We start from the raw sequence: 25,573 nt of genomic DNA, 5'->3' as shown, positions 1-25,573 counted from the left end.
CCACGGCCAGAACATGCTTCCTCAGGTTATCATCATTGGCCGGCCCAACGTCGGCAAGTCCACGCTGTTCAACCGACTCGTCGGCAAGAGGCTGGCGCTGGTGGACGACCAGCCCGGCGTCACCCGCGACCGTCGATTCGGCGATGCCGACCTGCTGGGGCTGAAGTTCCAGATCGTCGACACCGCAGGCTGGGAAGACGACGAGGCTGAGACGCTGCCGGGCCGGATGCGCAAGCAGACCGAGGCCTCGCTAGCGACTGCCGATGTCGCGCTCTTCGTGATCGATGCACGGGCGGGCCTGACCCCTCTCGACGAGGAGATCGCCAACTGGCTCCGCTCCTCGCCGGTGCCGGTGATCGTGCTTGCCAACAAGGCGGAAGGCCGCGCAGGCGAGGGCGGCCTGCTCGAGGCCTATTCGCTGGGGCTCGGCGATCCGGTCGCGATCTCCGCTGAACACGGCGAAGGCATGGCCGACCTCTTCGACGAACTGCGTCCGCATCTGGAACCGCTTCAGCCGCCCGAAGAGGACGCGAACGAGGATGACTGGGAGTTCGACCCCAAGGCGGTGCTCAAGCTCGCCATTGTCGGGCGGCCGAACGCGGGCAAGTCCACGCTGATCAACAAGCTGCTGCAAGAGGACCGGCTTCTGACCGGGCCCGAGGCGGGCATCACGCGCGATTCCATCGCGGTCGACTGGCTTTGGACGGACCCGAAGACCGATGACCAACGCGAGGTGCGGCTGATCGACACGGCGGGAATGCGCAAGAAGGCGCAGGTCACGGAAAAGCTCGAACGCATGGCGGTGGCCGATGCGCGTCACGCGATCGATTTCGCCGAAGTGGTCGTGTTGCTGCTCGATGCGACGCGCGGGCTGGAGCACCAGGATCTCAAGATCGCCTCGATGGTCCTCGAAGAGGGTCGTGCCCTGATGATCGCGATCAACAAGTGGGACGTGGCCGAAGATGCGAGCAAGCTGTTCAACGGCATTCGGGCCGCACTCGACGAGGGACTGGCCCAGGTGCGCGGTGTGCCGCTGCTGGCGGTTTCGGCGCGAACCGGCAAGGGGCTGGACGACATGATCGCGGCCGCCTTCTCGATCCGCGAGGCGTGGAGCCGCCGTGTACCGACTTCGGCGCTCAATCGCTGGTTCGACGATGCTCTGGCCGCAAACCCGCCGCCGGCGCCCGGCGGCAAGCGCATCAAGCTGCGCTACATCACCCAGGCCAAGACGCGCCCGCCGGGCTTCGTCCTGTTCGGCACCCGGCTCGACATGCTGCCGGAAAGCTACAAGCGCTATCTGGTCAACAGCATCCGGCGCGAACTGGGCTTCGAGGCGGTGCCGATCCGGCTCAATCTGCGCTCGCCGAAGAATCCGTTCGGCAAGGGCTGACGCACCGCCGTTCGATTGCTGGTTCCGCCCGGCCCGGTCTCACTGCGGCCGTCGAACCGGAACCAATGGCGGTTGGGGGAATTGGATTGGAAAGGCCGAGCAAGGCCTAACCTTTTGATTCCGCCCACCCGTTCAGATCGGCAGGCAGCAATGAGTACCGCCTTCCAGTGGCTTTCCGCGCATAGCGATGTGATCGGCGTTTGCTTGAGTTTCCTGATGCTGGTGGTCTGGATGACCTACCTGCAACTCATCTACCTCCAGTTCCGCTCTGCGCGGCAAACGCGGATACTTATTACCAGGGCTGCGGGGCGGCACATGCGCAGTCGCTGCCTGATTACCAACATGAGCAGCCAGCCGGTCTATGTAACGAGCCTGATCGGCACCCTTCATATCGGCGGGCGCGATATCGAGCTTGCCCTCACCGATTTGCAGGACCTTCCCGGCGACCTGGGCAACGATCCCCGCTCGCGGATGGCGCAAGGCAGCCTTAATACCGGTCAGTATCTCGATATCGGTCGCTTCGACACCCTGGTGGATCTGATGCTGGAGGCCAACAAGGAGACCGAAATAGAAGTGGGGGACGTCGAATGCTTCGACCTCGCGGTGGTCGCGTTTTACGGGTGGGAACACCTTCCCGTCGGGGCCACCCGCCGCTTTCACTTCGTTCCCGACAGCGGCGGTGGTGTTAAGGTCCAGCCGCTTACCGCCGCCGCCGAGCAGATTACCCGCAAGTCGAAACGCCGCGAATTGCTGAGGACGGTAGAGCAGCACATGTGAGGGGGAGTTCGGATCGTATCGGCAGGTGCGATACATTCGCGGGCAAGGCGGCCAGTCGTCAGGGCTGGATCAGCCAGACCTCTTCCCTGGAGCGGCGCAGGTGGCACAGCAGCTTGGTGCCCTGCCACAATTCGACATCGCGGTCGGCCGCTTCGTTTTTCGCGATGAGAAGCGCCTCGGACGCATCCGGTGCTCGAAACTCTATGGTTTTCCCCACGCCGGCCGCGTCGTTGGCGAACCTGAGGCGATAGGTGGAAAGCACATTGTCCATCAGTGCGACTCCTTCACTGTCTCAATATAGGACAATACTTCTTGTGTCGAATCTTAAACACAAGTGTGCATAAGTGTTCACTAGTACCGGAATAGGGATCGACTACTTCACCATCGCCCAGGCGGGCATGAAATTGTCGCTTTGTGGGGGGAGTGGAAGGGCGCTATTCCAGTGGCCGGACGAAGGGGGATTGGTATGGCACTATCGCTCCGGTTCATAGGATGTGGCGACGCCTTTGGTTCGGGTGGCCGCTTCAACACCTGTTTTCACCTGGTAGGGAAGCAGACGAACCTGCTGATCGACTGCGGCGCTTCGTCCCTCGTCGCGATGAAGCAGATCGGCATCGACCGCAACGCCATTACGACCATAGTCGTGACCCATTTTCATGCCGATCACTTTGGCGGCATCCCGTTCTTCCTGCTCGATGCCCAGTTCTTCAGCAAGCGCCGCGAGCCGTTGACGATCGTCGGCCCGACAGGATTGGAGGAATGGTACGAGCGAGCGATGGAGACTGCCTTTCCAGGGTCGTCAAAGGCCGCGCGCAAGTTCGCTCTGGACCTCGTCGAGATCGCGGCAGGTGAAACGGCGACCATCGGGTCGGCGACGATCCGCGCGTTTCAGGCCCTTCACGGACCGCCGTGCGGCCCCTATCACGCTGTGCGCATATCCGCCGAGGGCAGGACGGTAGCCTACACCGGCGACACGGAGTGGACGCCCGAACTGATACCAGCAGCGCGGCATGCCGACCTGTTCATAGCCGAAGCCTATTTTCGCGACAGAGCGGTGGCCACCCACCTCGACCTCAGGGCGATCGAAGATCACCTCGACGAGATCTCCCCCAAGCGGCTGGTGCTGACCCACATGAGCGAAGACATGCTCGGCCACCCTGACCGCGTCAATTTCGAGTCAGCCGAGGATGGCCTGGTCATCAGGATTGACTAGGTTGCCGGGGAGCATTTCCGCCGCAGCCGTTCTTTTCGGTTTTTTTATGCCGGCCAGTTAGGAAGGGTGCGCGGCCGTTTCCTCTCGCGACTTTGCCATGTCAGCCGCTTCCTGTTCGAGCAGGGCCAGCTTGCGGTCGCGCTGCTGGTTCCAGACCGCGATGAACAGCGCGGCGATCACCGGGCCGACGATGAAGCCGTTGAGGCCGAACAACTCGAGGCCCGAGAGCGTTGCGATGAGCACCACGAAGTCTGGCATGCGCGTGTCGCGGCCGACAAGGATCGGCCGTAGCACGTTGTCGACCATGCCGATTATGAACACGCCGCAAAAGACGAGGATGGCCGCCTTGCCCATCTCTCCGGCGGCGAACAGGTAAATCGCCACGGGCACCCAGATGATGCCCGAGCCGACCGCCGGGAGCAGCGAGAAGAATCCCATCAGCACGCCCCAGATCAGCGCGCCCTCGATTCCAAGGGCGGAGAACAGCACGCCGCCCAGCGCGCCCTGGACCACGGCTACCACCACGGTGCCGCGCATCGTCGCGCGCACTACCAGCAGGAAGTGGGCGACCAGCGAATTGCGCGTCTCCGGGTTCAGCGGCAGCGATTCGCGCACCAGCAGGCCATAGCGGTCCCCATCGCGCAGCAGGAAGAAGCTGAGATAGAGGGTGACGCCCAGTGCCGCGATGAAGCTGAGAGCGCCCTGGCCGACCGAAAGCAGACGCCCGGCCACGGCCTGCAGGCCGGTGGTGATGCTCGATCCGAATTCGGCCCGCACCCGCTCGATGTCGGTAAGCCCGTACTGGGCAATGAAGCGGCGTACGCTCAGGGGCAGGGCTTCCTGCAGATCGTGCACGACCTTGCCGATGTCCAGCTGTCCGGTCGTGAGCTTGCCGTAGAGGGTGCTGGCCTCGTTGACGAGATTGATGCCGAGCAGGATCGTGGGCACCACGAAAAGCGCCACGAGGCAGAGCAGCACGAGCGACGCGGCCAGGTTCCGCCGCCCGCCCAGCTTCTCGGCCAGTCTTGCCGTCTGCGGTTGGAACATGATTGCGGCGACCACGCCCCACAGCACCGCTCCGAAATAGGGGGCCAACAGGTAGGCGAAGGCGAGGGAAATGAGGATGACAAGGGCGATGAAGCCGCCGTCTTCAACCTCGAAAGTGCGCTTGCGCGGTGTCTTCATCCGCGCTCCTTAGCACGAAATCGGCATTTGCAATCTGCCCTATCGTGCTTCCAGCGTTGGCCGATGAACGTAATAGCCGGATCGACGAGCGCCGAGGGGCGGGCTGGATTTCGACCTGGAAACCGGCAAGACATTGGCCATTCCGAAATTTGCAGGAGTTCGATCCTTGCCGAGTATTCGTTTTGCCCGTCTTGCAGCAATCGTTCTGACGGGAACCGCCTATGTCGCCGCACCGGCCGCTTTTGCCGCCGAGGAGACCGCCAAGGCCGACGGACCCGTGCGCGCGTTCACGGCCGATGACCTGTTCAAGCTGGATGGCGTAACCGATCCGGAGATTTCGCCGGACGGCTCGCAGATCGCCTATGTCCGTTCGAGCGCGGACATCATGACCGACAAGGTGGTCCCGTCGATCTGGCTGGCCGACGTCCGCAGCGGTAGGCAGCGGCCTCTTGTCGCCGGCCCCGGCAGCCACTTCTCGCCGGCCTGGTCGCCGGATGGCAAGCGGCTGGCCTACGTTTCCAGCGACGGCTCCGGCTCGCCCCAGCTCTATGTGCTCTGGCTGGCCAGCGGCGCGAAAGTGAAGGTGACCGAACTGCCCGACAGCCCCGGCAGCCTGGCCTGGTCGCCTGACGGCACCCGCATCGCCTACACAATGCGCGTGCCCGGCGATGCGATGGAACTGGGGGGCGCGCCGGACGACAAGCCCGAAGGGGCCAAGTGGGCCGAACCGCTGCAGATCATCGACCGGGTAATCTACCGCTTCGACGGAGCCGGCTATCTGCCGGCGGGCTTCGATCACATCTTCGTCGTATCGGCCAACGGCGGCGCTCCGCGCCAGGTGACCTTCGGCAACTACGACGATGGCGGACCGCTGTCCTGGAGCCCCGATGGCCGGCGCATCGTGTTCAGTGCCAACCGGCACGAGGACTGGGAGCGGGATATCAACAACTCGGAAGTCTACAGCGTGGACGTCGCCACCAGCGCGATCACGCCGCTGACCACCCGCCAGGGCCCAGACAACCTCGCAAAGCTCTCGCCGGATGGCCGGCACATCGCCTATGTCGGCTTCGACGACGTCAATCGCTCCTACGAAAACAATGACCTCTACGTGATGAGTGCGGACGGCAGCGGTTCGCGGCTGTTGACGTCCGGGTTCGACCGTTCGGTGGATTCGCTCGAATGGGCCGGTAGCAATGCGATCTACATCAAGTACGACGACCGGGGTGCGACCAAGGTCGCACGAGTCACCCTGAACGGATCGATCAAGCCGGTCGCCGAGGGGCTGACGGCAGGCGCACACTTTGACCGGCCCTATACCGGCGGCGAGTTCAGCGTCTCGAACGGCGGCAAAGTCGCCTACACCAGTGGTACTGCCACCGAGCCGGCGGACCTGTGGGTGACGTCCGGCGGCAGCGCCAAGCGCCTGACCGACCTCAACGGCAACTGGATCGACGCCAAGGCCATGGCGCCGGTGCGCAAGCTGCCGGTCACGGCGCCCGACGGCAGGCCGATCGATGCGTGGCTGGTGACTCCGCCAGGGCTCAAGCCCGGCGAGAAGGCACCGCTTATCCTCGAAATCCATGGCGGCCCGAACGCTGCCTACGGCCCTTCGTTCTCCACCGACGACCAGCTCTATGCCGCCCATGGCTACGCCGTGCTCTACACCAACCCGCGTGGCAGCACGTCCTATGGCGAGGAATTCGCCAACCTGATCGACCGCGCCTATCCCGGGACCGACTACGAAGACCTGATGGCTGCCGTCGACGCCGCGATTGCAGACGGGGTGGCCGATCCGGACAACCTGTTCGTAACGGGCGGGTCGGGCGGCGGCGTGCTGACCGCCTGGATCGTCGGCAAGACCAACCGTTTCAAGGCTGCTGCCACGCAAAAGCCGGTGATCAACTGGACCAGCGAGGCGCTGACCATGGACGCGACGCCGTTCACGTCGCGCTACTGGTTCGACAAGAAACCTTGGGAAGACCCGATGGAATACTGGCGGCGCTCACCGCTCAGTCTGGTCGGCAATGTCGAGACGCCGACGCTGGTGGTTGTCGGTTCTGACGACTACCGCACGCCCGACAGCGAGTCCGAGCAGTACTATGCGGCACTGCAGATCCGCGGCGTGCCCACCGCGATGGTCAAGGTGCCCGACGCCAGCCATGGCGGAATTGCTGCGCGGCCTTCGCAGGCGGCGGCAAAGGCTTCGGCTATCCTGGCGTGGTTCGACAAGTACCGGACCGACGCCAGCGGCGACACCGCTGCCGGCCAGTAGCGGGGAGTTTGCCGTCCGGAGGGGACGCACAAAAAGGGGGCGGGAAAGGCTTGAGCCTTTCCCGCCCCTCCCGTTTCTGCCGTCGCCGCGATCAGTCTTCGGCGGGCTTGCTCTGCAGCTGGCAGTAGTTCTCCAGTCCCATGCGGGCGATCATGTCGAACTGCTTTTCGATGAAGTCGATGTGTTCCTCCTCGCTTTCGAGGATCCGTTCGAAGATCTCGCGGCTGACGTAGTCACGTACTGCCTCGCAATGCGCGATGGCTTCCTTCAGCAGCGGAAGCGCTTCGTGCTCGAGCGCGAGATCGCATTTCAGGATTTCCTCGACCCCTTCGCCAATCTTCAGCTTGCCCAGGGCCTGGAAGTTGGGGAGTCCCTCGAGGAAGAGGATGCGGTCAGCGAGCGTGTCCGCATGTTTCATCTCGTCGATCGACTCGTGGCGCTCGTACTCGGCGAGGCGCTTGATCCCCCAGTTGTCCAGCATGCGATAGTGCAGCCAGTACTGGTTAATGGCGGTCAGCTCGTTGAGCAGGGCCTTGTTGAGAAAGTCGATGACCTGTTGGTCGCCCTTCATCGTGCGCTCCTGTGGTTGGGAACGCGAAGTATGCGGCGGCAATGGCCTCAATACAAGTCAGGCAGCGGCGTAAAGCGCCAATCCGGACCCGGAATTTTCTTCGTCTATGATTTCTTCCGCTTCTTCCAAGCACTGACGGCACTGCGGCGGTCGCCCCAGAGCGATGTAGATATCCTCGACAGATCCCTTGCAGCGACGGGCCGCGTCGCGAAGTTCGGTTTCCCGGATGGCATTGCAGATGCAGACATACATAGGCGAATCCTCTTGCTCCCCAGTATAGTCAATTGCGAACTGATCGCAATAGCTTTTGAGAATCGTTATCAGAGGTGGTTCGCCAAGGCTTTGCGCTCGATCAAGGATCGCCACAACCATTCCAGCGGGCCGCGACGGAACTTGCGCAGCCACGATTCGCTCCAGGCGAGCATGAGGCCCCAGCCAGCAAGAACGAAGAGCCACTGCCTTGCTGGCCCGATCTTGCCGAACAGTCCCAGGCCCCACCCGTAGAAGACGAATGTCATCACCAGGCTGCTGAGGACGTAGTTGCTGAAGGCCATGCGACCGGCGGCGATCAGCTTGCGACCCAGCGCGGTCGGTGCGAGACGCGGGGTGGCGATAACGAGCAGCGCGGCATAACCGCAGCCGCACAGCAGGTGTGGCATCGCCAATCCCCAGACCAGCGCCGCATGCATCGTGACGGCCGGGAAGTGGCGCGGCCAGGCCCAGCCCAGGAACAATGCTGTCAGCACCAATCCCGCGCCAGTGCAGACTATGCCTACTGCCATCAGGCGTCTGCGCGACAGCGTTCCGGTGAAGAACCCGCGGCGATAGAGGACCATGCCGATCAGCATCAGCGGCAGGGTCTCGGAGAAATTTCCCGAGACCATCTCGATCTGCCAGAACGGCCGCTCCTGCAGCTTCACCTTCACCAGATCGAAGAACCCGTAGGTGCTTTCGTGCATTTCCTGGGTAGCCCAGTCGCGCACGGGTTCGAGCCACTCCTTGACAAGGTGGGCTTGGCCGGCGGTGGCCGTACCGTGTCGCACTGCGGTTTCTGCGCCAATCGCGGCCGCTGCATCCAGCACGCCCCAGATGTGCCAGACGTAATAGAGGACCAGCGCGATCGCCAGCAGCGCCCGGTCGCTCAAAGGCCGCAGCAACAGCGCTGCCAAACCGCAAACTGCATAGAGGAACAGGATGTCCCCCCACCACAACAGCAGGTAGTGCAGCGCGCCCAGCAGCATCAGCCAGAAAAGGCGCCGGGTTTGCAGGGCGTCGCCGTTGCGGCCTGCCGCTTCGGTCCGCTCCCAGAAAAGGACGAGTCCGGCTCCGAACAGCAGCGAGAACAGAGCTCGCATCTTGCCTTCGAAGAACAGGAACGAGAAGGCGTAGGCGGCTTCGTCTGCCGCCGAGACCGGGTGCGGCAGGTTCGGCGACGTCAATGACGCCATGGGGCCGGCAAAGCCCGCTATGTTGATAGCGAGGATGCCGAGCACCGCCACGCCGCGAATGAGATCCAGCGTGGCCAGCCTCGGCGGCACGGCGACGGCGGTATCGTCTTCCGGCTGCGTGTCAGGCAATCATGCCGCCTGCGTCAGTCGCGCACGGCAATGCAGGCGAACCCGCCGGCCGACAGGTGCGCGCAAGCGGCATCGGCCGCTACCTTCGAGGCGAACCCGCCCGCTTGCAGCTTGGTCAGCCTTCCCGCCGGCACGAGCAGCTTGCCATGGCCGGCAAGTTCGGGGCGATTTTGGACTTTCGACCACAAGGCATCGGCATTGCCGGCAACGCCGAACGCACCGAGTTGAACGCGCCAGGGTCCCGACGCGGTTTCCGGCGACGGTTTCGGCTTGAGTTGCGGCGCCGGGGCAGCGGGAGCCGGTTTGGTGGCCGGACGGCTGGCAACTGCGGGCGGCGTTTTGGGCCGAGCATAGTCGGCGCCTGCAGTGGCAGGGCTGTCGCTTCCGGCAACGCGCGCCGCCTCTGCGACCGCGCGCTCGGCCGAAACGATCTCGGGCGACTTGGCCGGGGCCGCTGCAACCTTGGGTGCGGTTGCCGCAGGACCGTTTTCCGGCGTGCCCAGTTCCGCCGTTGCGGAAAGACGCTCGCGCGTGGCCTGCGCTTCCGCGGCAAGACGGGTCGAGAGGATCACGCTCTTCTGGCGATCCTCCAGCGGAATGTAGGTGTCCATCTGCTGCAGGGCGCGCGTGGCCTGCGGCAGCCCCGCCTCGCGGGCGAGGCTTACCAGGGCATAGGCACGCACCCAGTCCTTCTCGGCCAGGTCTCCGTTGAAATGGGCCAGGCCAAGAATGTACTGCGCCCGCGGGTCTCCGCGTTCTGCGGAGGCCTTGATATACGGCATGGCCCTTTCCCGCTCGCCATGCTGGAACAGCATGAGGCCGTATATGTCTGCGGCCTGCAGGTGGCCGTGCGCAGCGGCCTTGCCGTAGAGTTCCTTGGCCTTTTCGGCGTCCATCGGTACCCCGCGGCCCATCTTGTAGGCCTGCGCGAGATTAAACTGTGCGTCGGGGTCGCCCTTGCGGGCCAGAGGCTTCCATTCGCGCACGGCGGCATCGTAGTCGCCGTCGGACCACGCATCGACTCCGGCCTTCACATCTGCACGGGCAGGACCGGCGGGCAGGGCGCACGCAAGCAGGGCCGCGCCGGTGACGCAGAAAATCGGCAGAAAGTTCTTCACGTCGATCATGCCCCGATTGTGCCCTCAGATGGATGGTATGGTAAGCGAAAAAGGCTCTCTCGCGCCACCGTTGCCGCAAGAAACCTAAGAACCGCCTGTATTCTTCCTTGTTACCGGAAATGGTGAATATCGGCTTAGCATCTTTCGGATAAGCCCGCATTTCAACGTGGATTTCCCAAAAATTCGACGTCGCGGGGATTAACCCAAAATTAGGAACGATCTGCGAATTTCCCCATCAGAGAGTTTCAATTTGGCTGTTGCATTACTGTTGGGGGACTAGGTTTGCGAGTACTAGCTTTGGCATCGCAAAAAGGTGGGTCGGGCAAGACGACCCTGTCGGGCCATCTGGCTGTCCAGGCGCAGCGCGCCGGCGCCGGTCCGGTCGTCCTCATCGACATCGACCCGCAGGGGTCGCTTGCCGACTGGTGGAACGAGCGCGAAGCGGAACTGCCCGCCTTTGCCCAGACGACCGTGGCCCGCCTCGCCAGCGACCTTCAGGTACTGCGCCAGCAGGGCTTCAAGCTTGCCGTCATCGACACGCCGCCGGCGATCACCATGGCGATCCAGAGCGTGATCTCGGTGGCCGAACTCATCGTCGTGCCGACTCGTCCCAGCCCGCATGACCTGCGCGCCGTCGGTGCCACTGTCGATCTCTGCGAACGTTCGGGCAAGCCGCTGCTCTTTGTCGTCAATGCCGCGACCCCGAAGGCGCGCATCACCGGCGAGGCAGCCGTGGCGCTTTCTCAGCACGGCACCGTTGCACCGGTCACGCTGCACCAGCGCACCGACTTTGCCGCCTCGATGATCGATGGCCGCACCGTGATGGAAGTCGACCCCAACGGCCGCTCGGCCCAGGAAGTCACGTCCTTGTGGAATTACATCGCGGACCGTCTGGAGCGGAATTTCCGCCGCACGGTCTTCTCGGTTCCGACTGCGGGGCAGCATGTAATGCCCAATACGGTTCGTCCGGTCGGCGGCTTCGGCCGCCGCGTGGCGGGATCCTGAGGAGGAACTTCCCATGAGCGAGCAACACGCCTTCGCTTCGCTCTCGCCAAGCCTGCTGGCCCGCAAGGGCGCCGCCAAGCCGGCGATGCGCCGCCAGGACGCCACGAAGTTCGTCAATGGCGCCGGTGCCATGGCGCAGGCCGACGATCTTGGCTGGAACGATTGGGGTCATACCCATGAGCAGGTCCGGAACGACAAGCCCCGGCTTGACCCGGTTCCTTGCGAACAGCCGCAGCCCGAGCAGAGCGCAACCGACCTGAACGGCGGTGAAGTCCGGCCCGCCGAGCCAAAGGTTCGCAGCACCGTGACCGAGATCAAGCCGGTCAAGGCCGCCGCCGCGAAAATCGACCCGGTGCAGGCCGAGCATGCCGAGCAGGATCTCGCCGATGGCGAGATTCCGGAGGTTCTGCGGCAAATCGAACAGATCGCGTGGCGCATCAACCGCACCATGCCGCCTGCCGGAACGTCCAGGTCCGAAGGGCGTCGCGCTGCCTTTACGCTGCGTCTCGATGCCGAGCGTCATTTCCGCCTCAAGATGGCGAGCGTCGTTCTCAACCGCAGTTCGCAGGTGCTCGTGACCGAGGCACTCGACAAGTACTTGTCCGAAATTCCCGAAGTCGCTCACGCGCAGGGCCTCAACGGCAAGCTGCGCTGAACTTCGACTTGTAAAGTGATCCAGGGGGAACCTAGTCCGATGCAACGCTTCAAATTCCAGGCCAGGGTCGCGGGTCTCGCCACCTGCAGTGCAATGGCAGCGGTTCTGCTGGTCGGCTGTTCCGCTCATGCTCCGCTTGCCAGTTCCGGCAATCCCGCGATTTCGGGCGAGACCGCCGACGCGCAGATGGACCGCGAGATCGCCAAGGCGGAAAAGCGTGTTGCCAAGTCGCCGCGCAATGCGTCTGCCCGCGTGGACCTGGCACAAGCCTACCTGGCTGCCGGTCGCTTCGAATCGGCTACCACCACTTTCCAGGACGCCGTGAGCCTGGGCGAGAACGATTCGCGCATCGCGCTTGGACTGGCGCTTTCCTACATCGGCTCGGGCCGCAATGCCGAAGCGATGTCGCTTCTTACCCGCAACCAGGCTAAAATCCCGGTGAGCGATCTCGGTCTCGCCGTTGCGCTTGCGGGCCAGCCGGCCCAGGCTGTGACGCTGCTTTCCGACGCCGTTCGCACCGACCAGGATAATGCCAAGGCTCGCCAGAACCTCGCCTATGCCTACGCGCTCGACGGCCGCTGGGCCGAAGCGCGGGTGATCGCATCGCAGGACGTGCCTGCCGACCAGATCGACGCGCGCATGAGCGAATGGGCAGTCAGTGCGCGCCCGGAGCAGTTCCAGGTTCGCGTGGCGACGCTGCTCGGTGCGCCCGTGCGCACCGATGCCGGCCAGCCCGCCGCACTCGCTCTCAACGGTAATGGCGACAACGATGCGCCGCAGATGGCCAAGGCCGATGTTCCGGCGCCGCAGCCGATCGCGCCCGTTCCCGCGACCGAGGACGAATTGCCGCCGGTCGTCACTCGCGAACTAGCCGTGAATTCCGGCAACAACGAGAGTGCCGGCAAGGACTTCGAGGAAGCCTTCAAGATGCAGCAGCCGGCCGAGCCGGCCCATGCTCCCGTCTCTGTGTCGCTGGCGACAAGCGCCGACGAGCCGGTAAATTCGAGGGGTGTCAAGTTCGTCTCGCAGCCCAAAGTCCAGTCGGTCCGCAAGGCGTCCAGCGCCTATGTCGATACGCCGGTGCATTCAACGCACCTAGTCCAGCTGGGTTCGTTCAGTTCGCTCGAGAGAGCCAAGCGGGCCTGGGACATCTACGTCGCCCGCAACCCGGCGCTTAAGGATCACGCCCTGCGCATCACCGAAGCTGACGTGCATGGCCGGCGCTATTACCGCGTTGCGGCTGAAGGGTTCGACCGTGGATCGGCACAGAATCTCTGCTCCAGCGTTCGCCAGCGCGGCGGCGGCTGCTTCGCCTATGCCAAGACGCACACGCTGCCCGGCACCGTCCCGGGCAAGTCGATGAGCGAGGCCATGCTGGCAAGCCTCTGAAGTTCAAACAGTTCCATGTGAACCTCACAGGCCTCCGCCCTTCGGGACGGAGGCCTTTTTTTCGGTATTTTGCGCCGCTTTTCAGGCAGGCTTGGTCTTTGGCGTGCGTACCGCGATGCCGCCCTTGAACAGGGCGAGCACGCGTCCCTGGACCGGCTGCTTGTCGAACGGGGTGTTGCCCGCGCTGGCGGCCATCTTGTTCGAATCGACGATCCACGGGCGTTCCGGATCGACCACGGCGATGTCGGCCTCGGCACCGATGGCCAGGCGTCCGGCCTTGACGCCGAGCAGCCTCGCAGGGTTCTCGGCGAGCAGCTCAAAAGCGCGGCCCATGCTGATGACTCCGTCGCGCACCAGGTTGAGCGTGAGCGGCAGCAGGGTTTCCGCGCCGGCCATGCCCGGAGCGGAATCGGCGAAGGGAAGGCGCTTGTCTTCCGGCCCGCGCGGGTCGTGGCTCGACGTGATCACGTCGATCGTCCCGTCTGCGACCGCGGCGAGCACGGCCTGCCGATCGGCTTCTGCGCGCAGCGGCGGGGAAAGGTGTGCGAAGGTCCGGAAATCCGCCACGGCGAGGTCGGAAAGCATGAAGTAGGCGGGCGAGACGCCGGCCGTGACCTTCGCCCCGCGATCCTTTGCGCGGCGTACGAGATCGAGGCCGGCCGCTGTCGTCACCTTGCGGAAATGGATCGCCGCGCCGGCGAGTTCGGCCAGAGCGATGTCGCGCGCGATCGCCAGGACTTCGGCTTGCGAAGGGGCGCTGGGCAGACCCAGCCGCGTTGCCATTTCGCCTGCGGTTGCCACGGCCTTGCCGACCAGCCCCGCGTCTTCGGCGTGGGCGATCACGACCATGCCGAGCATGCCGGCATATTGCAGCAACCGCAGCATCGTGCCCGAATCGCCGATCCACTTGCGGCCGGTGGCAATGGCGAGGGCGCCGGCCTCGCGCATGAGCGCTATCTCGGCCAACGATTCGCCGTTCAGGTCCTTCGTGGCGCCCGCCAGCGGATGAACCCAGAAATCGGGTTTTCCCGACTGCGCCGCGAAGCGCACGCGGGCGGGCACGTCGAGCGGCGGGTTCTGGTCCGGCATGAGCGCGGCGCGGGTGATGCCGCCGAAGTGGAAGGCCGGTTTGTCGATCTCGAAAACACCGATGTCGACAAGGCCGGGAGCGACCAGCTTGCCGGCGGCATCGTGGACCGTATCGCCGGGCTGCGCGCTGACATCGGACCCGACGGCGGTGATGAAGCCGCCTTCGCAGCGGACCGCGCCCGCCTCGATCGCGCCGCCGGGAAGCAGCAGGCGGCCGCCGGTGATGGTGAGGGGAGCGTGAAAGCTCATGACCAGCCCTCCAGCTTGCGTGCCCTTCGGGTGAGGACGTCGAGGCAGGCCATGCGCAGGGCGACGCCCATCTCCACCTGCGTGGTGATCTGCGACCGTCCGACCAGGTCGGCCACGTCCGAGTCGATCTCTATCCCGCGGTTCATTGGCCCCGGGTGCATTACGAGGGCATCGGTTTCGGCTTTCGCCAGCCGGTCCAGCGAAAGCCCATAGAGATGCCGGTATTCGCGCGGAGAGGGGATGAACTGGCCCTGCATGCGTTCGAGCTGCAAGCGCAGCATCATGACCACGTCGGTGCCCTGCAACGCCGCGTCGAAATCATGGAAGACCTTGACGTTCATCCGCTCGATATCGGCCGGCATCAGCGCCGGCGGCGCGCAGACGCGCACTTCGGCACCCAGCGATGAGAGGCACAGGATGTTCGAGCGGGCGACGCGGCTGTGCAGGATATCGCCGCAGATGGTCACGCGCAGCCCGTTGAATGCGCGCTTGGCATGGCGGATGGTCAAGGCGTCGAGCAGCGCCTGGGTGGGATGCTCGTGCTGTCCGTCGCCGGCGTTGAGCACCGGGCAGTCCACCTTGTCGGCAATGAGCTGCACTGCGCCCGAACTCGCATGGCGGATGACGATGGCATCGGCGCGCATGGCATTGAGCGTCATGGCAGTGTCGATGAGCGTCTCGCCCTTCTTCACGCTCGACGTCGCGACCGCCATGTTAACCACGTCGGCGCCGAGCCGCTTGCCTGCAATCTCGAAACTGAGCAGCGTGCGCGTCGAGTTTTCGAAGAAGGCGTTGATGATCGTCAGGCCGGAGAGCACCTCGCGGTGCTTCTGGGCATTGCGGTTGAGCTGGACCCACTGTTCCGCCTCGTCGAGCAGAAACCAGATCTCGTGCGGCGCGAGCCCGGCGATGCCCACGAGGCTGCGATGCGGGAAAGCGGCGCCGCCTTCCGGATAGGTGTATTCTGGAGATGTCATTGAAGATGATGCCTTAGGCATGCTGGCCGCGCGGCTCAAGCCAATTCGCGATGCGGCTTTCAACCGCTCGCAGCTATGGGTATGCAGCCGCTTGAAAGGCAGGTGCATAGATGAAGTTCGCGAGCAAGGTCTGGAAGTTGCTGGTTGGGATCAAGGACGCCCTTGCCCTGGTGTTCCTGGCCCTCTTCTTCGGGCTACTCTATGCGGCTCTGTCTGCGCGCCCGTCCGTCGGTCATGTCGAGAAGGGGGCGCTTCTGCTCGACCTCAATGGCGTCGTGGTCGAGGAGAAAAGCCGGGTCGATCCTCTCGACGTGCTGCTCGCTGGCGAAGCGCCGACCCGTGAATATCAGGCCCGAGACATCGAGCGCGCACTGCATCTCGCCGCCAAGGATGACAGGATCAAGGTCGTGGTCTTCGATCTGTCGCGCTTCATGGGCGGTCGCTTCGTCCATCTCAAGGAGATCGGCGCGGCCATGGACGAAGTGCGCAAGGCGGGAAAGCCGGTCCTGACCTTCGCCAACATCTACATCGACGATTCCGTGCAGATCGCGGCCCATTCCAGCGAAGTGTGGATGGATCCGATGGGAGAGGCGCTGGTCGCGGGGCCGGGCGGTGAAACCCAGTATTTCAAGGGCCTGATCGACCGCTTCAATGTCAACGCCCACGTCTATCGTGTCGGTACCTACAAGAGTTACGTCGAGCCCTACATGCGTTCGAACATGTCGCCCGAAGCGCGCGAGGACTACCAGAACATCTACGGCGCCCTGTGGGCCGCGTGGAAGGCGGACGTGAAGGCTGCCCGCCCGCAGGCACGAATCGACGCACTGGCTTCGGCCCCGGTCGCCACGCTCAAGTCCGCCAGCGGCGACTTCGCGCAGGCGGCCAAGGCGGTCGGCCTGGTCGACAAGCTGGGAGACAAGACCGAGTTCGACCAGCGGGTCACCGAACTGGCCGGCAAGTCGAGCGGCGACGACCTGCCCTATGCCCATACCGGGCTTTCCACCTGGCTTGCCGCGAACCCGCCGAAGACTCCCGGCAAGGCGATCGCGGTGGTGACGGTTGCCGGCAATATCGTCGATGGCGATGCTGGGCCCGGCGAGGCTGGGGGTGACCGGATCGCCCGGTTGCTCGACGACAATATCGACGAGGGCTTCAAGGCGCTTGTGGTGCGCGTCGATTCGCCCGGCGGCTCGGCAACGGCGGCAGAGCGGATCCGCCGCGCCGTGCAGCGCTGGCGCGATGCCAAGATCCCCGTCGTCGTTTCGATGGGGAACATGGCCGCCAGCGGCGGTTACTGGGTGTCCACGGCGGGGCAGAAGATCTTTGCCGAGCCGGCCACGATAACCGGCTCGATCGGCGTCTTTGCCGTCGTCCCGACTTTCGAGAAGACCCTGGCCGAATTCGGTGTCAACAGCGACGGCGTGCGCACGACCCCGCTATCCGGCCAGCCCGACATCCTCGGCGGCTTCACGCCTGAACTCAATGACTTGCTCCAGTCCACGGTCGAGGACGCCTATGGCAAGTTCATCACCTTGGTCGCCAAGGCACGCGGCCGCACGCCGCAGGAGATCGACGCGGTGGCCCAAGGGCGCGTGTGGCCGGGAGCGCAAGCCCGCAAGATCGGGCTGGTGGACGAGATGGGCGATCTCGATGCCGCGATTGCCTACGCGGCAAGGCTGGGGGGCGTCGGCAATGCCAAGTGGCACGCGGAATTCCTGCATGAAAAGCCCGATGCCTTCACGAGCTTCTTCCAGGGTCTGGAGGCCGAACCGCAGGACAATGCCGTCGCGCACGACTTTGCCGGCATGATCGCCATGCGCCAGCAGGAGCAGGCGGGCAGGGCACTGTCCCAGCTTGAAGGATTGCTGGGTGCGCGCGGCGTGCAGGCCTATTGCATGGAATGTCCGCCACTTCCGGGGGGCAAGGCTAAGGCTAAGGCTAAGGCTAAGGCTAAGGACCTGACGCTGGTCCAGACCTTGGCGCGGTTGGTCAAGTAGGTTGGCCGGCAGCGTGGCGCCCGTTTGAGAACGATCCCGGCATTCGCTGGGATGGCGCGGTGCGGAAGACGGCTGTTTCGCTTGCCAGGTGGCCTCAATCCGGCGGAGGCATTTCCACGGGGGCTTCGTCCGGCTGGTCGAAATCGGGCACGTCGGGCTGGGTCTCGGGCGGCGTCATCGGTTCGCCGGGTTCGGCGGGCTGCACGGGCACTTCGGCTGGCGTTCCGCCGGGGTTGTCATCGGGCTGGGTTGCCATGTTAGTCTTTCCTGCAAAGCGTTTGGTCCTACGTGGGCCCGATCCATCCGTCCCGCAAGGGGGCATGAAGGCGTGTCAACCGTCGCGGCGCTTGCCCTTTTCCGCGTGACAATCTAAGGGCCCGTCCCTTGAGTTTCAGGCTTCTTCCATGCGGGCGTGGCGGAACTGGTAGACGCGCTGGTTTTAGGTACCAGTATCGAAAGATGTGGGGGTTCGAGTCCCTTCGCCCGCACCAGTCCGCCGCCTGTGGGAGGGGGAGCCAAGAAAATCGGCCGAAAAGGCCCCGAGAATTGCACAGGAAGGCATCGAAATGCAGATCGTCGAAACCACCAACGAGGGCCTGAAGCGCGCCTACACGGTGACCATCCCCGCCCAGACCATCACCGAGCGCGTCGAGGGCGAAATCAAGAAGATTGCTCCGCAGGTGCGCATGCCCGGTTTCCGCCCCGGCAAGGTGCCTGCCAATCTCGTCAAGAAGATGCACGGCGCCGCGATCCACCAGGAAGCGCTGAACACCACGATCCGCGAAGCGATGGACAAGCTGGTCGCCGATAACGCGCTGCGCCCGGCGATGAATCCGGACGTCTCGCTGGGCGAAGGCTACGAGGAAGGCAAGGACGCCGAACTGACCGTCAGCCTGGAAGTGCTTCCCGTGATCGAGGCCCCCTCGACCGATGGCCTCAAGCTCGAAAAGCTGACCGTTCCGGTGGCGGAAGATCAGATCCAGGAAGCTCTGGAGCGCATCGCCTCGCAGCAGCAGCGTTTCGAAACCAAGGACGGCGCTGCTGAAGACGGCGACCAGGTGATCTGCGACTTCACCGGCAAGCTCGACGGCGAAGAATTCGAAGGCGGCAAGGCCGAGAAGCAGCCGATCGTGATCGGTTCGGGCCGTCTGATCCCGGGCTTCGAGGAGCAACTCGTCGGCATGAAGGCCGGTGACGAGCGCACCATTACCGTGACCTTCCCCGAGGATTATCCTGCCGACAATCTCAAGGGCAAGGAAGTCACCTTCGACATCGTCGTCCACGAGATCAAGGCGCCGGCGGAATCGAAGATCGACGACGACTTCGCCAAGGAACTGGGCCTCGAGGGCCTTGAACAGCTCCGCGACCTGCTCAAGGGCCAGCTCGAGCAGGAAACTGCCGGCATGACCCGCACCGCCATGAAGCGCTCGCTGCTCGACCAGCTTGCCGCCGGCCACGACTTCGACGTGCCGCCGACGATGGTCGAGGCTGAATTCTCGCAGATCTGGCAGCAGCTCACCCATGAAGCTGGTCACGAGGAAGATCCCGAGGCCGCGCTGAAGGAAATCGAGGCCGAGAAGGACGATTACCGCAAGATCGCCGAGCGCCGCGTGCGTCTGGGCCTGCTGCTTTCGGAAATCGGCCAGGCCAACGGCGTGGAAGTGAGCCAGCAGGAAATGTCGATGCTGGTTTCGCAGGCGGCGCAGCAGTACCGCCCGGAAGACCGTCAGCGCTTCATGGAATACGTCGCCAACGATCCGATGATGGCCGCCCAGCTGCGCGCACCGCTTTATGAGGACAAGGTCGTCGACTTCCTTATCGAGAAGGCCGACGTTACCGAGCGCGAAGTGACCCGCGACGAGCTGCAGGCCGCGATCGAGGCCGACACCGACGGCGAGACCACCGAGGCCAAGAAACCGGCAGCGAAGAAGCCCGCCGCTAAGAAGGCCCCGGCCAAGAAGGCTGCCGCCGACAAGGCCGAGGATGGTGAGGCAGAAAAGAAGCCCGCCGCCAAGAAGGCGCCGGCGAAGAAGGCTCCCGCCAAGAAGGCCGAAGCGGCTGATGACGCTGCCGAGGAGAAGCCGGCTGCGAAGAAGCCTGCTGCCAAGAAGGCTCCGGCGAAGAAGGCTCCCGCTAAGAAGGCCGAGGCCGCCGAGGGCGAAGCCAAGCCCGCCGCCAAGAAGCCTGCTGCGAAGAAGGCTCCGGCCAAGAAGGCAGCTGCCAAGACCGAAGACTGATCCTTACCGGATACGGTCCTACAGCAAGGGCCCGGGGCGTCGAACGCTCCGGGTCTTTCTGATTCCGGGTGTCAGGGCGTCTCCGGCAAGGGGCGGTCGCTCGCGACCCAGCCCGCGCCGACGCGGTAGAGCGTGACCGAGGAGACTGGAAACCCACTCTCCCGCAGATGCCGAGTGATGGCATCGGCATCGAAGCGGCGCTGGGTCTGGTGCTCGGCCCAGAACAGGTTCGGGCAGGTCTGCGAAAGTTCGCGGGAGGCGGCGGGCGCGATGCGGAAGCCGAGCCGCTGCGCTACGCGGCGATAGGCCCAGGGCGGCACGCGGCGGTTGTCGGCCGGAGACATGGCCATCACGTCCGCATTCCAGAAGGCATCGGTGTGGACTGTCGTTTCGGGGCATGCGGCAACCGTGCGGGCGATCAGCCGCCCGGTCCCAAGCCAGCTGTTGCGAGCCGCGATCGTCTGGGCATTCCGGGCGAGCGCAAATCCTGTCCATAGGAGCGCGGCGATCAGCAGCAGCACCTCGACTCGTCGCGGCACGGCGGCCAGGATCCGGGCGCAGGCGGCGGCCATGACGAAGGCCAGCGCGCCGCCCATGACCACGAGGTACTTCTCGATCAGGATCGGTCGGACGAGGTGAATTCCGACGAGCACCGCCAGCCCGAGAACGATGCCGCTCCCGGTCAGCAGGCAGATGCTGAGTAGGTCGGGAAAAGCGCGGCCGCGTATGGCATCGCGGATCAGAAGGAAGCCGCCAGCGGCACTGCCGAGCAGGATCGGCAGGTTGGCTTCCACGGTCCGCAGCGAAAGGTAGCGTACGGCATGCCAGGCTGCCTCCAGGCCGCCTTCGATCCAGAAGACCTGCGTGTTGCGCGTCCAGTAGGGGAGCTGGAAGGCGGTCACCGCCAGAAACACCAGCCCCGCCGCGAAGGGCGGGGGAAGCAGTGCGCGCAGGCGCGCGCTGTCCCGGCATAGCAGGGCCGTGGCGAGGAACGGTGCCAGCAGCAATCCTGAAAACAGCGTAGTTATGATGTGGGTGTTGAAGGCCACGAAGACCGTGACGGCATAGACGATCCGACGCCCGCGCCCGCACTGTGCCGGCGCCATCCAGACGCTCGCCAGCGCAAGCGAGAGCAGGGCACCGGCGCACAGCGAGATGAAGTAGGAACGCAGTTCGCTGCCCGCGTGGAGCGTCCATTCGTTGCTCGCCAGCAGCAGCACCAGCAAGGCGGCCGCGCCGCGAAGGCGCGGCTCGCCGCGAGCGACGATCCAGCCGCCTGCCGCCGTCACGGCTGCGACGGCGATGTTGACCAGCCGGTGATGCTCGATGTCGCCGGCCCATGCCGTGGCACGCATCAGCATGTAGAAGACCGGCGGGTGGTTGTCTGCCAGCCAGCTTGTCCTGAGCGCATCCAGCCAGCCGATGTCAGGCCGCGTGACGTACTGGGTGTAGAACTCGTCGTACCAGGGCCCCCGCGTGAGCGAGGTCCAGACCAGTGCGATGGCCAGCGCCAGCAGCGCCGCCACGACGACAGCCGCGCGCGGCGCGGTGCGAGCGGCATCGTCCTGGCTGGCCATTCTAAGCTCCCGATCGGTCAAGCGGCCGCCTTAGCCTTGCGAGGAAAAGATTTGGTGAAGCAGCCGATTTGCGATCGGCTACTCGTGCCAGTCGCGAAATGACGGGGGCGGCAGGGGGGCGCTGCGTGCTCGTTCGTAGGCTGCCCCGATGCGCAGTACCCGTGCGTCCTGCCATTGGCCTGCCATGAACGACAGCCCGACCGGCAGGCGCTCTACCTGCCCCATCGGCACGCTCAGGTGCGGGTAGCCGGCGATGGCCGCCAGCGACCCGGCGCCGACGTCCATGAAGTGGTCGCCGTTGACGAGGTCGATGGGCCAGGCTGGCCCCGCGGTCGGTGCGATCAGAACATCCACGCGGTGGTCGCGCATCAGCTTGTCGATTCCTTCGGCCCCCGCGAGCCTGCGCGAATTTTCGCGAGCCTTTTCGTATGCCTCGGCGTCGGTCGCTTCCAGCGCTTCCTTGAAGGTTTCCTGCCCGTACCAGCGCAGTTCTTCGGCCGCGTGGGCCTCGTCGAAGGCGATCAGGCCGGCAAGGTCGCGGATAGGCGGATCGCCGGGCAAGCCGGCAAGGTAGGCGTCGATGCCCTCGCGAAACTCGTAGAGCAGCACCGTGTATTCGTCGCGGCCCATGGCATCGTCGGGTTCGTAGTCGATTTCGACGATTTCTGCGCCGGCGCGCTTCATGTCGGCAATGGCCCGGTCGAACAGCGAGAGGACGCCGGGCAGCTTGCCCGCCTGTTTGCGTAACACGCCGATGCGCACGCCCTTAAGGTTTGCGTCCACAAGACCTCGCGTAAAGTCGACGACGTGCTTGTCCGCCTCCGCCGTGGCCGTATCGGCAGGGTCGCTGCCGGCCATGGCATTGAGCAGCAGCGCGGCATCGGCGACGCTGGTGGCCATCGGTCCCGCCGTGTCCTGGCTGGCGCTGATGGGAATGATGTGGGTGCGGCTGACGAGGCCGACGGTGGGCTTGAAGCCGACCACGCCATTGACCGAGGCCGGGCAGGTGATCGAACCGTCCGTCTCGGTGCCCACCGCCGCCCAGGCCAGTCCGGCGGCGACGGCCGCGCCGCTGCCGGCCGAGGAACCGCACGGGCTGCGGTCCGTAGCATAGGGATTGCGCGTCTGCCCGCCCACGCCGCTCCAGCCGCTGGAGGAGTGGTCTCCCCGGAAGTTCGCCCATTCGGAGAGATTGGTCTTGCCGAGAATTATCGCGCCGGCCTTGCGCAGCCGGGCGACCAAAGGCGCGTCACGCCCGGCCGCGTTGTCCTTGAGCGCAAGGCTGCCGGCGGTGGTCGGCATGTCGCGTGTCTCGATGTTGTCCTTTATGAGGACGACATGGCCGGCCAGCGGAGCGCTCGAACCCGCTTGCCTTTGCGCCGCCGCGATCGCGTCCTGGGGAGCGGTCGCGATAACCGCATCCAGCTGCGGTCCGGAGTCGTCGATGGCCGCGATACGTGCGAGGTATGTTTCCGGACTCTCCTGTGCCGTCGCGAGCGGCCCCGGGAGCAGCGCCAGCAGAGCCGATGCCAGGCCAACCAGTTTGAATCGCGGAAATCCCATAGACGCCCATTACCCCCTTGCCTGTACCGATGCGGGAAAGTGCGCGCTCGCGCGATCATCTGCAACTGGTGAAAAACCGGCGGCAGGCGGTGATTCGGCGCGATTTGGGACGCGCATCATATCGATTGTCGCAAACGCTACACCGATTGAACGGTTAATGCCCTTGAACATCGCGGTTTGGCGCGCGACATAGGCGGTCCAATTCAGAAGAGGACTCCCATGCTCGACCTGTTTGGCGCTTCGGGCGCCCAAGGAAAGTTTACCACCGATCCCGTGACTGGCGCCCTTGTGCCGATGGTTGTCGAGCAGACCAGCCGCGGCGAACGCAGCTTCGACATCTACTCGCGCCTGCTGCGCGAGCGCATCGTGTTCGTCACCGGCCAGGTTGAAGACCACATGGCCTCGCTGATCGTGGCCCAGCTGCTGTTCCTCGAATCGGAAAATCCGTCGAAGGACATTTCGATGTACATCAACTCGCCGGGCGGCGTGGTCACGTCGGGCATGGCGATCCACGACACCATGCAGTACATCAAGCCGCGCGTTTCGACCGTGTGCATCGGCCAGGCGGCCTCGATGGGCAGCTTCCTGCTGGCCGCCGGCGAGCCCGGAATGCGCATTGCGCTGCCCAATGCGCGGATCATGGTCCACCAGCCTTCGGGCGGTGCCCAGGGCATGGCGTCCGACATCGAAATCCAGGCGCGCGAGATCCTGCGGATGCGTAAACGCCTGAACGATCTCTACGTGAAGTACACGGGCAAGTCGCTCGACGAAATCGAGAAGGCGATGGATCGCGACACCTTCCTGGAAGCCGAGGAAGCGCTGTCTTTTGGCATTGTTGACAAGGTGTTCGAGACCAGGCCGGATGCCGACAAGCCGGCAGAGGGCTGACTTTTTGGCCACTGACCTCTATCTTCAGTCTGTGGCAAGCATTTTTGCCTAGGATTGATAAATCGCCCTCCGCCAGAGTAGACTGTCCGAGTCGCCTCAGTGGGGGGCCCAAGACGGAAAATGACAAAATTGAGCGGATCTGACGCGAAAAGCACTCTCTACTGCAGCTTCTGCGGCAAGTCGCAGCACGAAGTCCGCAAGCTGATCGCGGGCCCTACGGTCTTCATCTGCGACGAATGCGTCGAGCTGTGCAACGACATCATTCGTGAGGAAACGAAGGCGGGGATCGCGGGCAAGAAAGATGGCGGCGTTCCATCTCCCCGTGAAATCTGCGAGACGCTGAACGACTACGTGATCGGCCAGGACCGCGCCAAGCGCGTCCTGTCGGTGGCTGTCCACAACCACTACAAGCGCCTCAAGCACGCAGGCAAGCAGGGCGACGTCGAACTGTCGAAGTCGAATATCCTGCTCGTCGGCCCGACCGGTTCGGGCAAGACGCTGCTGGCCCAGACGCTGGCCAAGACGTTCGACGTGCCCTTCACCATGGCCGACGCCACCACTCTGACCGAAGCCGGTTACGTGGGCGAAGACGTGGAGAACATCATCCTCAAGCTGCTCCAGGCTTCCGACTACAACGTCGAGAAGGCGCAGCACGGCATCGTCTACATCGACGAGATCGACAAGATCAGCCGCAAGGCCGAGAACCCGTCGATCACGCGCGACGTTTCGGGCGAGGGCGTGCAACAGGCACTGCTCAAGCTGATGGAAGGCACGACCGCTTCGGTTCCGCCACAGGGCGGCCGCAAGCACCCGCAGCAGGAGTTCCTGCAGGTGGACACGACCAACATCCTGTTCATCTGCGGCGGCGCCTTCGCGGGCCTCGAAAAGATCATTGCCGACCGCCTGCAGAAGCGCTCGATCGGCTTCGGCGCGCATGTCGCCGATCCGGACAAGCGCCGCGTTGGCGAACTGCTCCAGAAGAGCGAGCCGGAAGATCTTCTAAAGTTCGGTCTCATCCCCGAATTCGTCGGTCGTCTGCCCGTCATCGCGACGCTGGAGGACCTCGACATCACCGCGCTGGTGCAGATCCTGCGCGAGCCGAAGAACGCGCTGGTCAAGCAGTACGCCAAGCTCTTCGATCTCGAGGACGTGGAACTGACGTTCACCGACGATGCGCTCGAGGCGATTGCCCAGAAGGCGATCGACCGCAAGACCGGCGCGCGCGGCCTGCGTTCCATCGTGGAGGGCCTGCTGCTCGACACCATGTTCGATCTGCCGACCGAAAGCGATATCGCCGAAGTCGTGGTCGATGCCGACGTGGTCGCGGGCCGCAAGGAACCGGTCCGCGTTCTCAAAGGCGACAAGACGGAAACGGCTGCGGCCTGACGCCGTTCTTGCTCATATCCTGATTATTAGGGGCTGCCTGCATTTGTGCAGGCGGCCCTTGCTATTCTCGGCTCCCTGCAAATGGGTAATGGACTTGGCCCCGCATAAGCCTAGAGCCAGTACATCCCCTGTGTTGTCTCGCCTTGCGTTTCAGCCCCTGTGATTGGAGCTACCGCATGGAACGTGTTTACCAGGTCTACCTCGCATACGCGCTTATCGTTGGAATGGTCGCGGTGATCGTGGCGATCATTCTTCGTGCTCGGTTCAACGCCCCGAGACGCAAGAACGCGCGTGCCCGAAAGCGGGACAATGATGCTTACGAAGCGCGCATGGCACAGCAGGACGCGGATAACGAGACGGATCCCGGGCAGCGGAACTGAGGCTCTTGGTGGAGCGGCGCTGGCCGGATAGGCTGCATCGCTCTCACGGAGTCTGGCGCCGATCTTGCGCTGCGCGCC

Annotated in this window: 23 protein-coding genes and 1 tRNA gene; 13 read left to right on the top strand and 11 right to left on the bottom strand. The window is 64.4% G+C overall.

All coding sequences use genetic code 11. The features are described 5' to 3' along the window. Nucleotides 1-13: 13 nt before the first annotated feature. A complete protein-coding gene (gene der / locus LK12_RS01285; RefSeq protein WP_039278381.1) occupies nucleotides 14-1,390 on the top strand; it encodes a ribosome biogenesis GTPase Der in 1,377 nt (458 codons plus the stop codon). A 150-nt stretch (nucleotides 1,391-1,540) separates the two neighbouring features. Next, complete coding sequence (locus tag LK12_RS01280) at nucleotides 1,541-2,167, top strand: hypothetical protein (RefSeq protein ID WP_052223068.1); 627 nt, start codon at nucleotides 1,541-1,543, stop codon at nucleotides 2,165-2,167. Nucleotides 2,168-2,225: 58 nt separating this feature from the next. On the opposite strand, the gene LK12_RS01275 is transcribed toward LK12_RS01280, so the two are convergent. Then, the gene (locus LK12_RS01275; protein ID WP_039278380.1) at nucleotides 2,226-2,438 is read right to left on the bottom strand and encodes a hypothetical protein; all 213 of its coding nucleotides are present in this window, start codon (nucleotides 2,436-2,438) and stop codon (nucleotides 2,226-2,228) included. A 195-nt stretch (nucleotides 2,439-2,633) separates the two neighbouring features. Here LK12_RS01275 and LK12_RS01270 point away from each other — a divergent pair, with 195 nt between their 5' ends. Next, a complete protein-coding gene (locus tag LK12_RS01270; RefSeq protein WP_039278376.1) occupies nucleotides 2,634-3,380 on the top strand; it encodes an MBL fold metallo-hydrolase in 747 nt (248 codons plus the stop codon). Nucleotides 3,381-3,437: 57 nt separating this feature from the next. On the opposite strand, the gene LK12_RS01265 is transcribed toward LK12_RS01270, so the two are convergent. Continuing rightward, a complete protein-coding gene (locus tag LK12_RS01265) occupies nucleotides 3,438-4,565 on the bottom strand; it encodes an AI-2E family transporter (RefSeq protein ID WP_039278373.1) in 1,128 nt (375 codons plus the stop codon). A 175-nt stretch (nucleotides 4,566-4,740) separates the two neighbouring features. Here LK12_RS01265 and LK12_RS01260 point away from each other — a divergent pair, with 175 nt between their 5' ends. Then, a complete protein-coding gene (locus LK12_RS01260; RefSeq protein WP_039280026.1) occupies nucleotides 4,741-6,837 on the top strand; it encodes an alpha/beta hydrolase family protein in 2,097 nt (698 codons plus the stop codon). A 91-nt stretch (nucleotides 6,838-6,928) separates the two neighbouring features. Here LK12_RS01260 and bfr read toward each other — a convergent pair whose 3' ends face one another. From bfr to LK12_RS01240, 4 genes are all read right to left on the bottom strand, one after another. Continuing rightward, complete coding sequence (bfr, locus tag LK12_RS01255) at nucleotides 6,929-7,408, bottom strand: bacterioferritin (protein ID WP_039278370.1); 480 nt, start codon at nucleotides 7,406-7,408, stop codon at nucleotides 6,929-6,931. A 57-nt stretch (nucleotides 7,409-7,465) separates the two neighbouring features. After that, complete coding sequence (locus LK12_RS01250; protein WP_039278367.1) at nucleotides 7,466-7,660, bottom strand: (2Fe-2S)-binding protein; 195 nt, start codon at nucleotides 7,658-7,660, stop codon at nucleotides 7,466-7,468. Nucleotides 7,661-7,728: 68 nt separating this feature from the next. Continuing rightward, nucleotides 7,729-8,985, bottom strand: a complete 1,257-nt coding sequence (locus LK12_RS01245; RefSeq protein WP_052223067.1) for a DUF418 domain-containing protein — start codon at nucleotides 8,983-8,985, stop codon at nucleotides 7,729-7,731. A 14-nt stretch (nucleotides 8,986-8,999) separates the two neighbouring features. Next, entirely contained in the window at nucleotides 9,000-10,112 is a 1,113-nt protein-coding gene (locus LK12_RS01240; protein ID WP_052223066.1) for an SPOR domain-containing protein, read from the bottom strand. Nucleotides 10,113-10,385: 273 nt separating this feature from the next. On the opposite strand from LK12_RS01240, the gene LK12_RS01235 reads away from it, so the two are divergent. Genes LK12_RS01235 through LK12_RS01225 form a run of 3 tightly spaced genes read left to right on the top strand, consistent with a single transcriptional unit; the run spans nucleotide 10,386 to nucleotide 13,152 of the window. After that, complete coding sequence (locus LK12_RS01235) at nucleotides 10,386-11,108, top strand: ParA family protein (RefSeq protein ID WP_039278366.1); 723 nt, start codon at nucleotides 10,386-10,388, stop codon at nucleotides 11,106-11,108. Nucleotides 11,109-11,121: 13 nt separating this feature from the next. Next, nucleotides 11,122-11,763 carry a hypothetical protein gene (locus LK12_RS01230; RefSeq protein WP_052223065.1) on the top strand — a complete coding sequence of 214 codons (642 nt, stop codon included), beginning with the start codon at nucleotides 11,122-11,124 and terminating at the stop codon, nucleotides 11,761-11,763. A 39-nt stretch (nucleotides 11,764-11,802) separates the two neighbouring features. Beyond that, the gene (locus LK12_RS01225) at nucleotides 11,803-13,152 is read left to right on the top strand and encodes an SPOR domain-containing protein (protein WP_039278362.1); all 1,350 of its coding nucleotides are present in this window, start codon (nucleotides 11,803-11,805) and stop codon (nucleotides 13,150-13,152) included. A gap of 81 nt (nucleotides 13,153-13,233) precedes the next feature. Here the strand turns inward: LK12_RS01225 and LK12_RS01220 are convergent, their stop codons facing one another. Both LK12_RS01220 and LK12_RS01215 read right to left on the bottom strand, forming a co-directional pair. After that, on the bottom strand, nucleotides 13,234-14,490 hold the full coding sequence (locus LK12_RS01220) for a dihydroorotase (RefSeq protein ID WP_039278358.1): 1,257 nt from the start codon (nucleotides 14,488-14,490) through the stop codon (nucleotides 13,234-13,236). Then, on the bottom strand, nucleotides 14,487-15,467 hold the full coding sequence (locus LK12_RS01215; protein ID WP_039278356.1) for an aspartate carbamoyltransferase catalytic subunit: 981 nt from the start codon (nucleotides 15,465-15,467) through the stop codon (nucleotides 14,487-14,489). The genes LK12_RS01220 and LK12_RS01215 overlap by 4 nt, the downstream gene beginning before the upstream one ends. Nucleotides 15,468-15,577: 110 nt before the next feature. Between LK12_RS01215 and sppA the strand changes: the two genes are divergently transcribed. Then, a complete protein-coding gene (gene sppA, locus LK12_RS01210; RefSeq protein WP_039278354.1) occupies nucleotides 15,578-17,464 on the top strand; it encodes a signal peptide peptidase SppA in 1,887 nt (628 codons plus the stop codon). A 94-nt stretch (nucleotides 17,465-17,558) separates the two neighbouring features. Here sppA and LK12_RS24830 read toward each other — a convergent pair whose 3' ends face one another. Beyond that, nucleotides 17,559-17,720 (bottom strand): hypothetical protein, encoded by a 162-nt coding sequence (locus LK12_RS24830; RefSeq protein ID WP_197063427.1) that lies wholly within the window; start codon nucleotides 17,718-17,720, stop codon nucleotides 17,559-17,561. A 150-nt stretch (nucleotides 17,721-17,870) separates the two neighbouring features. Between LK12_RS24830 and LK12_RS01205 the strand changes: the two genes are divergently transcribed. Further along, nucleotides 17,871-17,955: transfer RNA gene (locus LK12_RS01205), tRNA-Leu, on the top strand. A 75-nt stretch (nucleotides 17,956-18,030) separates the two neighbouring features. Beyond that, a complete protein-coding gene (gene tig, locus LK12_RS01200) occupies nucleotides 18,031-19,701 on the top strand; it encodes a trigger factor (protein WP_039278351.1) in 1,671 nt (556 codons plus the stop codon). A 71-nt stretch (nucleotides 19,702-19,772) separates the two neighbouring features. Here the strand turns inward: tig and LK12_RS01195 are convergent, their stop codons facing one another. Next, a complete protein-coding gene (locus tag LK12_RS01195) occupies nucleotides 19,773-21,278 on the bottom strand; it encodes a hypothetical protein (RefSeq protein WP_039278348.1) in 1,506 nt (501 codons plus the stop codon). A 78-nt stretch (nucleotides 21,279-21,356) separates the two neighbouring features. Continuing rightward, nucleotides 21,357-22,841 (bottom strand): amidase, encoded by a 1,485-nt coding sequence (locus LK12_RS01190; RefSeq protein WP_039278345.1) that lies wholly within the window; start codon nucleotides 22,839-22,841, stop codon nucleotides 21,357-21,359. A gap of 219 nt (nucleotides 22,842-23,060) precedes the next feature. On the opposite strand from LK12_RS01190, the gene clpP reads away from it, so the two are divergent. The 3 genes from clpP (at nucleotide 23,061) to LK12_RS01175 (ending at nucleotide 25,495) form a co-directional block, all read left to right on the top strand. Beyond that, nucleotides 23,061-23,729: an ATP-dependent Clp endopeptidase proteolytic subunit ClpP gene (gene clpP, locus LK12_RS01185; protein WP_039278341.1), complete on the top strand. Its 669-nt coding sequence runs from the start codon at nucleotides 23,061-23,063 to the stop codon at nucleotides 23,727-23,729. A gap of 120 nt (nucleotides 23,730-23,849) precedes the next feature. Next, entirely contained in the window at nucleotides 23,850-25,115 is a 1,266-nt protein-coding gene (gene clpX, locus LK12_RS01180) for an ATP-dependent Clp protease ATP-binding subunit ClpX (RefSeq protein ID WP_039278338.1), read from the top strand. A 176-nt stretch (nucleotides 25,116-25,291) separates the two neighbouring features. Continuing rightward, complete coding sequence (locus LK12_RS01175) at nucleotides 25,292-25,495, top strand: hypothetical protein (protein WP_039278335.1); 204 nt, start codon at nucleotides 25,292-25,294, stop codon at nucleotides 25,493-25,495. Nucleotides 25,496-25,573: the final 78 nt, after the last annotated feature.

The organism is Novosphingobium malaysiense, from assembly GCF_000802225.1.
GTDB lineage: Bacteria > Pseudomonadota > Alphaproteobacteria > Sphingomonadales > Sphingomonadaceae > Novosphingobium > Novosphingobium malaysiense.
The sequence above is the reverse complement of the archived record's forward strand: the minus strand, read 5'-3'. Positions and strand labels throughout refer to the sequence as shown.